The 11,347-nt window shown below is 45.6% G+C and carries 9 protein-coding genes and 1 pseudogene; 5 read left to right on the top strand and 5 right to left on the bottom strand.

Translation table 11 applies throughout. The features are described 5' to 3' along the window. From P8O70_08300 to P8O70_08285, 4 genes and pseudogenes are all read right to left on the bottom strand, one after another. The gene (locus P8O70_08300) at positions 1–1,233 is read right to left on the bottom strand and encodes a lycopene cyclase family protein (GenBank protein MDG2196877.1); all 1,233 of its coding nucleotides are present in this window, start codon (positions 1,231–1,233) and stop codon (positions 1–3) included. 1 nt (position 1,234) lies between these two features. Continuing rightward, entirely contained in the window at positions 1,235–2,122 is an 888-nt protein-coding gene (locus P8O70_08295) for a phytoene/squalene synthase family protein (protein ID MDG2196876.1), read from the bottom strand. 81 nt (positions 2,123–2,203) lie between these two features. Beyond that, positions 2,204–3,685 (bottom strand): annotated as a pseudogene (crtI, locus tag P8O70_08290) (phytoene desaturase family protein). After that, positions 3,682–4,629, bottom strand: coding sequence for a polyprenyl synthetase family protein (locus P8O70_08285; protein MDG2196875.1), 948 nt, complete (start codon positions 4,627–4,629; stop codon positions 3,682–3,684). Before P8O70_08285 ends, crtI begins: the two are co-directional and overlap by 4 nt. Positions 4,630–5,324: 695 nt before the next feature. Here P8O70_08285 and P8O70_08280 point away from each other — a divergent pair. The 5 genes from P8O70_08280 to P8O70_08260 all read left to right on the top strand — a co-directional run bounded on the left by P8O70_08280 (position 5,325) and on the right by P8O70_08260 (position 10,660). Further along, positions 5,325–6,104: a bacteriorhodopsin-like gene (locus P8O70_08280; GenBank protein MDG2196874.1), complete on the top strand. Its 780-nt coding sequence runs from the start codon at positions 5,325–5,327 to the stop codon at positions 6,102–6,104. A 104-nt stretch (positions 6,105–6,208) separates the two neighbouring features. After that, positions 6,209–7,351: a hypothetical protein gene (locus tag P8O70_08275; GenBank protein ID MDG2196873.1), complete on the top strand. Its 1,143-nt coding sequence runs from the start codon at positions 6,209–6,211 to the stop codon at positions 7,349–7,351. A gap of 209 nt (positions 7,352–7,560) precedes the next feature. Next, positions 7,561–8,454, top strand: a complete 894-nt coding sequence (locus P8O70_08270; GenBank protein MDG2196872.1) for a hypothetical protein — start codon at positions 7,561–7,563, stop codon at positions 8,452–8,454. A gap of 14 nt (positions 8,455–8,468) precedes the next feature. Beyond that, complete coding sequence (locus P8O70_08265) at positions 8,469–10,229, top strand: ATP-binding protein (protein MDG2196871.1); 1,761 nt, start codon at positions 8,469–8,471, stop codon at positions 10,227–10,229. Next, entirely contained in the window at positions 10,226–10,660 is a 435-nt protein-coding gene (locus tag P8O70_08260; protein ID MDG2196870.1) for a response regulator, read from the top strand. The genes P8O70_08265 and P8O70_08260 overlap by 4 nt, the downstream gene beginning before the upstream one ends. 18 nt (positions 10,661–10,678) lie before the next feature. Here the strand turns inward: P8O70_08260 and P8O70_08255 are convergent, their stop codons facing one another. Next, the gene (locus tag P8O70_08255; protein ID MDG2196869.1) at positions 10,679–11,329 is read right to left on the bottom strand and encodes a hypothetical protein; all 651 of its coding nucleotides are present in this window, start codon (positions 11,327–11,329) and stop codon (positions 10,679–10,681) included. Positions 11,330–11,347: the final 18 nt, after the last annotated feature.

Genomic DNA, 11,347 nt, shown 5'->3' with positions numbered 1-11,347 from the left:
CTAGATACCCTGAATCTGAGTAGTTCCCATTTCTTTTTTCTGCAAAAAGTTTGGAACAAGACTTTGCTTGAGAAAGATTCCAGAGGGCAAACAAGTAGCTATCTCCCACAGATCTTTCAGTGATGCGGTATCGGCGAGGAAGCGAACTAGCGCATCCGGGTTTGCATATCGAAACAGCCGCCAAAACAATTCAGGACCTCGTTTTGGATTTTCCTGAAGAACTCTTAGAAAAATAGCGTCCAATAATCGGGATTGGGTGCTGTAATAATCTGGGAAGTTTTCCCAGTCCCCCTTTAATAATTGATCCGCAAGCCTTTGTGCCTGACGCTGAATTGCCAAGAACGCATAGCCAGTACTGGGGCGGGCTGCACCACCTGCCAGACCAAGATACCTAATTCTTCTTGTTGGCTGCGTGGTCGTTGGTAGCGTGGACATTGGCAGCACACCATATTCCTGTTCGATGATTTCGTATTTCCCCGCTTCTTTCCTTTGCAGATACCTTTGCAGCTGTTCTCGATAGACACTCTTTGCCAACACCTTTGGCCCAAACCAAGTACTCTCAACTAGTGCTTCGGTTGATGAGAAAGGTAGGACGTAGATGAAAGGGATGCCTGGCAGAGCAACATCTGTTTCTTTATCACTAACTTCGAGAACTTCCGCTGCATCTTCCCCTCCTATAAAGTCCATCAGAGTGACTTGCTTACTTTGAAAACAAGCGTGCTCTGTTTTTACTTTCCAGCCCAAAAAATGCTGAAGCCAATGGACATCAGGATGCTTTGCATTTCGATTCTGCTGATCCATCGGTCGTGTGTCGATGACATACCGACCCACATGTGTCCCTTGATGGGTTTGAATACTAACAAGGTCTTCCTCCTCCTGAACAGTCTGGACATGCTCCCCCAATTTCAGAATTGTTTTTGACGAAGAAGAGACTGGAGCTAGGGCCAGCTTGTAAAAGTGTTCTGCTCGCAAATACTGGTATTGGTAAGCGCCTCGGCAGTGGGTAACTTCTCCTGCATAATGGACACTCCAACTTGGCCAACGACAGGAAACCACATTTTCAAAACGATGATTGAGCGTATTCCAGAAGCACCAAGTACGATCATTTGTGTACTCGTTTCTTTCTTCCAACAACAAAACCCTAAGCCGGTCCCCCCCACGAGTAATCAACTCATTGACGAGAGTCAGTCCAGCACAGCCAGCTCCAATTACGATTGCGTCCCAGACCTGCATTTTAGCCAATCCGCACATAATTCAGGTGCTGGTGCAATTGTGGTTCGTGTTGCTGAGGTTTCCCTACTGGCCAGGTTTGGGTATCAAAGAGAAATTCAAACAAACTAGTGATGGTCAACTTACACTTACGAGACATAGAAACACGGGCTCGCCTGTCCCAAATAATCCTAGGCTCGGGGTAAATTTCATCCCCAATTGCACGATAAAGTGCCCGTGCTGTGAGGATTCCCAAGCGTACACGCATGGGCAAGTAGCGCATGCCGTGGTACCCACTGCGATAATACAACTCTGCGAGATCAAGCAAGCGTTCCACGGCTGTTTCAACTACTTGACGTGCTTCTTGGTCCCCCTGAATCAACTGCACAGCGGATACTGTATTCTCTCCAAGCCATTGCTGAGGTAAGTAGAGGCGACCACGTTGGGCATCTTCATGGACATCACGAGCAATATTGGTCAGTTGCATGGCAATTCCCAGGTCAGTCGCAAACGCCAATGCATTGGGATCACGGCAGCCCAAAACCTGGGCCATCATTAAACCAACTGTTCCGGCAACTCGATAGGCGTAGCAGAGAAGTTCTTCCTTGGTTTGCAGACAGACTTCCCCTAAGTCAGAAAGTACACCTTCAATCAAGTCTTCTACCCAACACTGTTCCAACTGTTGATCTGCCATCAGTTCACGAAACGCTTGGTTCAAAGGCTGTTTGGGCTTGTCACTCCAAAGGTCCTGACACAATTGATCCAGTCGAGTTTTAGCTTCTTCGGAGTCACTTGCTTCGTCTGCCAAATCATCTACATGCCGACAAAAGGCATATAGTAATGAGGCGTCATTAAACTGTGATTGTGGTAGCAGTTGGCCAGCCCAGTGAAAGCTTTTTCCATGATAGGCCAATACCGCTGCATGAGTTTTTGTCTCAGATTTTGTGCGGGATGATGATGTCTTTTTCAGAGCCCTGAGCGGAGTCGTTTTGTTGGATACTGAAGAGATCAGTTGATCCAAAACTTTCGCAGAACTCAATACTCCTGGCATCCCTGCTCCAGGGTGTGTTCCAGCGCCCACAAAATAGAGGCCTTCCACTTCTTCTGACTTATTGTGAAAACGGAAATTGGCAGATTGGGTAAACAGTGGTTGGATCGAAAATCCAGTGCCATGGCGTGTCAGAAGTTCCTGCTCAAAGTAATCAGGAGTCACAAAAAATTCCTCTGTAATGCACTCGCTCAAGCCAGGTAGAAGAGTACGTTCCAACTCTTTGACAACGGCATCACGATAACGCGGCCCTACTTCATCCCAGTTGATCCCACTAAGGTTATTTGGGACAGGAGAGAGAACATAAAAAGTATCACAACCAGCAGGAGCCATCGTTGGATCTGTTGCTGTCGGACGGTGCAGATACAAGCTCATGTCTGTAGCAAGATGCTTTTTGTGAAAAATATCGCTTAGCAGTTCCTTATAGCGAGGTCCCATCGTGATTGTGTGATGAGCTACTTCTGGGTATTGACGAGTTGTCCCAAAATAGAGAACGAAGAGTCCCATTGAGTAGCGCAACTGACGAAGGCGCCAACTCGACCAACGTTTGCGCTGAGGAAAATCAAGCAGATGTTCGTAGACGAAGGGGGGGTCTGCGTTACAAACTACTAAATCTGCTGATAATGGTTTCTCACTGTTATCAAGTTCTACTCCGGTTACCCGTCGGTGTTGGGTGATGATCTTGGTGACAGTAGTATTCGTTTTTATTTCAACACCTTCTTCTCGAAGCAATTTCTCGAATCCAGCCACGATGGCGCCTGTGCCGCCCATGGCAAAGTGTACACCCCATTTGCGTTCAAGATAGTGAATCAGCGAGTAAATCGAGGTAGTAGTAAAGGGATTTCCACCCACGAGGAGGGGCTGAATACTGAAAGCCTGACGGAGGCGTTCGTCTTTCAGGTGAGCTGAAACCATCTGATAGACTGAACGGTAACTGCGAAGTTTTATTAGCGCAGGAATCTGACGGAGCATTGTACCCCATCGATGGAACGGAATATGAGCCAGTTCGCTAAAACCCTTTTCAAAGATTTGCTGTGACTCCTGAACAAGATTCAAATATCCATCACGATCTTCTGGAGAGAGTCTTTCAATTTCATTCAAAGTACCCTCAATGGTGCCTCCATAATCGAAGGTTTCTCCATCATTGAATCGGAAGCGGTACCAGGGTTCGACTGGAACAATCTTTAGGTAATCTTCTGGGTTCCGGTTGAAGAGTTGAAAGAGCTCATCAAGTAGAAACGGTGCTGTTACTACGGTTGGTCCAGCGTCATAGACAAAGCCATTTCTATGGAAGACCCGTGCTCTTCCACCAAGATCTTGCTGACGCTCAACAATTGTGACCTCATAGCCCTTGGCTTTCAGACGAAGGGCTGCAGCGAGACCTCCAAAACCGGAGCCTATTACCAGGGCTGTGGGCGATGCTGTCATGCCAGCAACTCCAGTTCTGGCTGAAAGCGCTTTTCCAACTGAGAGATGACTAACAACATGAATGAACTTAGAGGATCTGGTAGCTCGGCAGCTTCTTGGCGGCAGTTTGCAAGCGTCTCGGTAAGGTATTGAAAGCTTGCTTCCAGAACCTGTGTGTTGGCCAGTGCATTGACCCAGTAGGCTAATTGCTTAGGTTCACGACGACATTTTTCATCCTTAAAGAAAATTTCGAATTGCTCCCTCACTTTCGGTGAGGATTGCTGCCAAAATTGTAGGATTACTGCGCTGACCCGACCTTCCCGCAGATCTGAACCCGGAAAATCACGGCCTTTGTTTGAAGCGCATAAATCAATGATGTCGTCATGAATTTGGTAGGCCACTCCGAATCGGCTAAAAATTTGACTTACGCGGCCACATTCCCTCTCTTGAACACCTGACAAGATTAGGGCGGCCTCCACGGGAAAGGAAAGCAGAGCTCCTGTTTTGCAGAGTGCGATGTGTTCATAGGTTTGTAGAGGCAGAGTCAAATCACTTTGGTACTCCAACTCATCTGACTGTCCTTGTATCAGCAGTGCGATCTTCTCACCAAGTAGACTGATCAATCTTGGACCACGGTAGTGCTGCATGCCTAGGATGCCTAGCATTTCATAGGCTTTGCTCAGCAGCAAATCCCCTAAAAGAAGCGCATTGTTTGATCCATATTGCTTCCAAACCGTTGCAAAGTTTCTTCTCGTTTCGTCCTGATCCTGAATATCGTCATGGACGAGCGATGCGTTATGAATAAATTCTGTTACACAGGCCAACTGTAGTGCAGTCTTTTCATCTAAACGATGAAGGTGCGCTGCAGCCAAGGCCAACTGCGCTCTAAAGAGTTTTCCTTCCGTCATTAAATGATAGTCAGCACTATCTTTTAATATTCCACTTTGCCGCATAAAAGATTTCATTTCTGCTGGTACAATTTTAATTTTCTGCGCTGCCCAGTTTAAAGAATTCAAACATTTATTTTCTGAAATAAATTCTTTTTCTATCAGTTTGATACGGTTCATATGCAAAGAAAAATATCGCTCTCCCAATACTCTAAAGGGATTATCATAAATAGCATTTGAACTCATTTCCATGGAACCTCCGTATGCAGTTTGAATGAAGGACCAACTTTTTGCAATGAGTGTGCTTAGCCAATTTAGTTATTAAAATACTGATAATACAATTTAAATATAAAATATAAATTTTCGTGATAAAAATAAGAAGAGTTAAACAAAAGATTTCTCACGAAATTATAAATTACTCTTTACATTACCAGAAACAACTTTAACTATTTAATTAATCGAATACCTATAATAATTTTATCAATATAGAAAAATGATAAATTTAGAGTGATAATCAACTCTGATCTAAATTTATCACTAAAAAATTAAAAAAAGTTATTTTTATCATAAAAAATAAAATTTATTTCTTAGCTTATTTTTTCAAATAAATTTTTCATAATTGGTCTACTTTTTGTCGATTGAACCTTCGTTCTTGTCAAAGGATAAGAACTAGCTGAGAAACCAAAGGAACCCATTGGTTATGTCGGCTGTTTCATGAGGCGAGAAGGCTTATAGCTTTCTTACATAACCTAACTCCTACAAAAGGAGAACGTATGCCTGAGTTGAGTCCGGACCAATTTTCGCTGGTCTACAACATGTTCTCTCTGACGATTGCCGCAATGTTCGGCACCTTCGTCTTCTTCGTTCTTGCCAAGGAGAACATTGCGGTCAAGTATCGGCCAGCAATTGTTGTTTCCGGCTTGGTGGTATTGATTGCCGGTTACCACTATTTCCGAATTTTCCAAAGTTGGGATGAAGCGTACACCATTGGTGAAAATGGAATGTATATGGCTACCGGAGTACCTTTCAACGATGCCTATCGTTATGTGGACTGGTTGCTGACAGTACCTTTGCTGCTAGTGGAATTGATCGTTGTCTTGGCATTGCCACGTGAGAAGTCCATGGATTTGCTCGGACGCTTGGTTATTGCTTCCGTCCTAATGATCGCACTTGGCTATCCAGGTGAGGTGTCTGACAGTGGTAGCACTCAGGCGATCTTCTTCGTACTGTCCTTCATTCCATTCGTCTACATCTTGAGGACGCTTTGGAAAGAACTAGCGGTTGAAATTGAGCACGAGACTGGTCGTGTGAAAGAATTGGTAGAACAGACCCGCATGGTTTTACTAGTGACCTGGATGTTCTATCCAATCGCGTACCTCTTTAACATTGCAGGAGGAACAGCAGACGCTGAGATTGGTATTCAGGTGGGCTACACCATTGCAGACATTGCTGCGAAGTGTGGATATGGAGTCATGGTTTACTTCATTGCTCGTGAGAAGACCATTGTAGACAGCGCACCTGTTCCAGCGAAGGCAGCTGCTGCCAAAGCCTGATTGGTTAATGGGGCTGTGCTGAAGAATCAGTTTGCAGTCTGTCACTTGATCGTGAACTTGAGGGATCTTGTTGGATCCCTCAATGTTCGAACTAGAGAGCAATAATGAAATTCACAAATCTACGGGCTTGGTTTGGACTGTTCAACTTGATCTTCTGGGTTGGTTTGGCCTGTGTCGGGTTATTCAATGAGTGGCCATCAAGCGCATTTCCAGCAGAACCAGCTTCCTTGTTGGTGGAAGTGCAGTGGTGGGCACTGATTGTAATTGCCTATGTGTTGATTATGTTGCCGCTGGATTTGCTAGGGGGCTATGTCATCCCTGGATTGGCTCAGAATATTCAGCGCAATTTCTCGCTGTTTTGGAGTCGTTTACTTCGCGGGATTTTAGTACATGCAGGCATTCTCCTGATCTCTGGTTTGCTGATCATGGAGATCGGAAAGCTCTATGGGACTTGGGGTGTCATGGGCCTACTGATCTGCATGTCTCTAATCATGCTTTTGCTGCAAGCACCCCTCGCTCGCTGGTTGGTTGGATATAAATTGCACAGTGAAGACCGTGAAAACTTGAGAAACCGTATCGGAGAACTACTCAGTCGTCGCACTGATGTTGTCCGAGAGGAGAATCCTATATTTGCTGGAGGCATCACTGGGCTGCCTTGGATTGAAAAAACAATCATCCCCTCTCGCTGGTTGGAAATGTCTGAAGACCAACTCCGGGCTCAGATTTTACGTAGAGTGGGAGCTGTTCGCACTCACAGTCGCCATCGTGGAGTACTGGTTGCGATTATCTGGAACCTATACGGTTTTTGGTCTGCCAGTCTGTTTGCCGGGGCTGGGGTAGAAACGGTCCGTGGTCTTTTTCTGACAAGCATGGCTTTCGTTATTTGGATGTGTTTCGGTCAAATCATTCTTCCCAATTTCAGTAAATCAGGATCTACCGAAGCAGATAAATATGCTACGACCAACGGTGTCGCTGAGATGGACCTGCGAGACGCATTGCAGCAGCAGGTGCAGTGGTCTCGGGATGGGCACAGTGAGATGAACTTGATTGAACGGCTTCTTTCTCCATCCTTGCCATTGAATCAACGTTTGGAAGCTATTCGGCTTGATTCTGTTGGTTTGCCAGGTGCATGGGATAGCGCACGCATTGCCCAATTTTTATCCTGGAGTTGCCTCGGTTGGTTCTCCAGAGCTGACTACAATCTTTGTGGTCAGCCGCAAAATTGGGTACTTCAGTCTGGCGATTAGTGCTGCTACTGACGTGGTCATTCAACTAAGCTGATCACATCTTTTTCCTCCTCGGACAGCTTCTGCTTGCTACCCCCTTCTCCACTTGGTTGCAAACATCGAATTTGCTCTTTTCTATCAAAGAAGTTACTAAAGTTTTTTTCAAAGCAGCAATTAGTGTATTCAAGCCCGACGTGGTTCTAGCTTTGGTAACTCTGATTGGAGAAAATATGAAACGAGTAGGATTCATTCTAGGGTTGTTCGCGTTTACTTGCATCCTGATGAACAACAACCTTTTGGCGCGTCAAACACAAATTCAGATCATCGGACAGCTTGGCGCAGACTCAGGGCAAGCTTTTGTGCTGGATCAGAAAATGATGGAAGCAAACGCCACAACCTACACCTCCCAGGATCCTAACTTCCCAGACGATGGTCAGAAGGAATTCAAGGGAATCACGCTTGAGAAAATCATTGAGCTGACCAAGGCTGATGAAAACATTGACGGGGTCACTTTCATTGCCAACAACGTCTATGTCACCTACGAACCAATTGAGCAGATTCGAAAAGATAATGTGATGATCGCTTTCTCCAGCGGTGGAAAGCGCATTAAAAAGAATCGAGGTGGACCGTATATGGTGATGCATGAGCAGGTCAGTGATCAGGGTCTATACAACTGGTACATCGACACGGTAATTCTTGGAACCTCCCTCACTCCAGAGTTAACCGTTGTTGAAGGTGGAAACTCCAGAGTGATGGATGCTAAAGCAATTGCAGTTCTCCCTGGAGAACTCTTAAACTACGTCCCTCCAATTCCCAGAGGGTATCGTAAGCCCTTGCCTTCTCCGGACCGAGATACACAAACGGAGGGAGCATTTCTGCGAGATTTTCTAACTTCCGATAATTTCAATGAGGTTGTACTGACTCCGTACGTGGGCAACTCTGTTACTCTGAAGAAAGAGGATTTGAGCAAACCAATCGTTGTTCTTCGATCCTTTGACAATCAGAAAATCATCTCTGCCTATGGTGGACCTTACAGCGTAGTATTTCCTGTCGCAGAACATCCTAATTTGGCAGGCCGTTTGCCTCAATTCTTATTTTTCCTACAAAAAATTGAGACACGCTGACCTCCTTTCATTTCATGCTTTTTCAACCAATCCGACTCCGCACGGTGCTCCTCATCTCCTTGGGGAGTGCCTTGCTCCTCTCGAATGCCCTGACTTGGTACATTGGTCAAAAACGCCAAGTTGAGAGCCTCCGCAACGCATACTTTGAGCGTATTTATTGGATCTCTGAATCGCTTGCCGCCAAGACAACAGAGTGGGTGGGCACCTCCAACTGGGCCCAGCTAGAGATCAACTTCACTCTTCTCGATTCACAACCAGAGTTGGTTTATGTCTTCGTTCGCAGTATAGAGAACGAAATTCTTTTTGCCTATGACGATAATCTGATTGAGAAGTATGAACCCGGGGTTATTGAGTGGGAGCCCTCTCAGATAAAGATTCTTGACACTCGTGATGCACCGAGACGAAGGACGGTAACTCAAACTGGTGACTATCAGCTCAGGGAACAGATTCTGTTGACTGATGCCCTGATTGACGAGGAAGTCCGTGGAAAAGCTGGAGAAGTTGTGTTTGAAGCTCGTCGCCAGTTGGTTTTTTGGGGAGAGCCCGTTGGAGTCATGCACATTGGTTTGTCTCAGCAACCACTAGACAAGGCTGTTGCAGAAAACCAACAATCACTCCTGATTATTGAAGCACTTCTAATATTGTTTGGGCTGATTATTTCTGTAGTGGTAGCACGTCGTGTTGCCGCTCCGATTCAGCAATTAACCACCCGCCTAGCATTACTCAAAACAGATTCTCTGAGGAACAGTGACTCTCTGCAGCAGTTCGAAGCTCAACTCCGAGATCTTGAATTAGCTGATATTCCCGCAAACACTTTGGAATCCCACCAGCTCGTCAACGCTTTCCAACATCTTCAAAACCAGCTTTTGTTGCAAATTCAACTGATTCAGGAGTCAGCGACAGACTTGCAGACTAGTCACGAAGAGTTGAAACAGGCTTATGAAGAACTACAGCAGATGCAGCAACAGCTCGTCCAATCGACCAAGATGGCTTCGATGGGAGAAATGTTGGCGATGATTGCTCATCAGTGGCGCCAACCATTGGCTACTATTAACATGATCGCAGCCTCCATCAAATTGGAACAGCAGCTTGGTAATGCCACCACTGAGGGGACACTTGAGAAGTTGAAAAAAATTCAAGATACTACCTCCTTTCTTTCTCGAACGATAAATGATTTCCGGGATTTCTTTCGGCCAGACCGTCAACGTGCATTCGTACAACTCAACGAGTTGGTGCAACGCACCGTGGAAATCATGGGATTATCTCTGCAAACACAGGACATCGAACTGGTCAAGGAGTTTGGCGAACTACCCCAGTCGGAACTGTTCACGAATGAAGTCCAGCAAGCATTGATCAACTTGTTGAAAAATGCTGAAGAAGCGTTGAAGGAAAGTGGAATAAATAAAAAGAGGCTTATCCTGCGCACCTATGCTCAGCAGGATAAACAAATACTAGAAGTGCAGGATAACGCTGGAGGTATACCTGAGGAGGTGGTTGATCAAATCTTCTTTCCTTATTTTTCAACAAAAAACAAACTTAATGGTACCGGTTTGGGTTTGTACATGAGCCGGATGATCATTGAAGACCATCTTGGAGGCAAGTTGACTGTGGCAAACAAAGATGGTGGAGCGTGTTTTCGAGTGGAACTCAATGAGCGATTACCCGAAAATGCTGAGCAAAACATAATGACTGAGGCGCAAACAACAAATCTCAACTTGTCAACGGAACAGCCGGGATCTCTGCTTAACTATCCGAAAAAGGTTGCATCTCAATGATGAACAGTATCGAGAAACTGATCTCTGTGTCGAAGGGAGTCAGCCTGCTCTACGTAGAAGATGATCGGACGTTGCAACAGGAAACAGCACATTTGCTGAGAAATTTCTTTGAAACAATTGATCTGGCCCAAAATGGTGAGGAAGGACTGGAGTTGTTCGAGCTTGGAAAGTACGAGATTATTATCACAGACATCAACATGCCAAAGATCAATGGAGTGGAAATGGTGAAAGCCATTCGGCGGAAGGATCGGCATCAGATGATCATTGTGATCTCTGCCCATGACGAACCCCACTACCTGATCGACCTGATCAACGCAGGGGCTCAGTACTTTCTCAGCAAACCCATTGATCTTACAGAATTAATTTCGATTCTCTACGAATTCTGCGTAGAGCATCAACAACGAGCTGCTAGTTTATCAAAAAGGGAATGAACTGGTATAGAACACCCTTCAAAACCGATATCCCACACTTAGCCCGTACTCCGTCAGTATCACGTTAGCCTTCTCTGCCTCCCCACTCAGTTGAGGAACCCCGATCTCGTATTCAAGGCTTGTCCCCTGATAATAAATCCCTACATCCCACCTTCCACGGCTAACTCCTATGTTTGCCAATACACCGCCTCCAACCGGTTCTGTGCTTTTCAGCTTTGTGGAATCGACTGTTGAGTTTGTTTTGTCAGTATCAGTTGTTTTGACAGAACCATCTGCACTCATTGGGATTCGAGCCGTCAAACCCAGCAGCAACTGGTAATCTGTGAATAGCTGGATACCTGTATATTCAACACCAGCTTCCAGAATATGAGCGTAGAAAGCCCCATCGTTTTTTCTGCTGAGGGTTGCGTTGTCCTGAGTTTCCTCGATAGTTGCCGCAAAATAATTATAACCTGCAACGATTCGTAGCGATTCTGTCACAGGTAACAGGAGAGAGAGTCCAAGTCCACTGGTTTGTGGATCTTCCTCGTTGAAACCGTTCACTTCTGCAGAACCCCCAGTGGGGATCAGGAATTGTAGTCGCACACCTACAGCCTCTGCTGTGGAAGCAAACCACACAAAACAACCGAGTATGAATAATAGACCCTTCCAAGACTGGGAATTTTTCATCGCAACTTGCCCTTCCTG

The sequence above is a fragment of the SAR324 cluster bacterium genome (assembly GCA_029245725.1).
Taxonomy (GTDB): domain Bacteria; phylum SAR324; class SAR324; order SAR324; family NAC60-12; genus JCVI-SCAAA005.
This window is presented reverse-complemented; position numbering and strand designations above follow the sequence as displayed.

Bases quoted from the DNA above. Each gene is read 5' to 3' on its own strand.
- P8O70_08300 (MDG2196877.1), bottom strand. From the start codon at position 1,233: ATGCAGGTCTGGGACGCAATCGTAATTGGAGCTGGCTGTGCTGGACTG.
- P8O70_08265 (MDG2196871.1), top strand. From the start codon at position 8,469: ATGCTTTTTCAACCAATCCGACTCCGCACGGTGCTCCTCATCTCCTTG.
- P8O70_08270 (MDG2196872.1), top strand. From the start codon at position 7,561: ATGAAACGAGTAGGATTCATTCTAGGGTTGTTCGCGTTTACTTGCATC.
- P8O70_08280 (MDG2196874.1), top strand. From the start codon at position 5,325: ATGCCTGAGTTGAGTCCGGACCAATTTTCGCTGGTCTACAACATGTTC.
- P8O70_08285 (MDG2196875.1), bottom strand. From the start codon at position 4,629: ATGAAATCTTTTATGCGGCAAAGTGGAATATTAAAAGATAGTGCTGAC.
- P8O70_08255 (MDG2196869.1), bottom strand. From the start codon at position 11,329: ATGAAAAATTCCCAGTCTTGGAAGGGTCTATTATTCATACTCGGTTGT.
- P8O70_08275 (MDG2196873.1), top strand. From the start codon at position 6,209: ATGAAATTCACAAATCTACGGGCTTGGTTTGGACTGTTCAACTTGATC.
- P8O70_08260 (MDG2196870.1), top strand. From the start codon at position 10,226: ATGATGAACAGTATCGAGAAACTGATCTCTGTGTCGAAGGGAGTCAGC.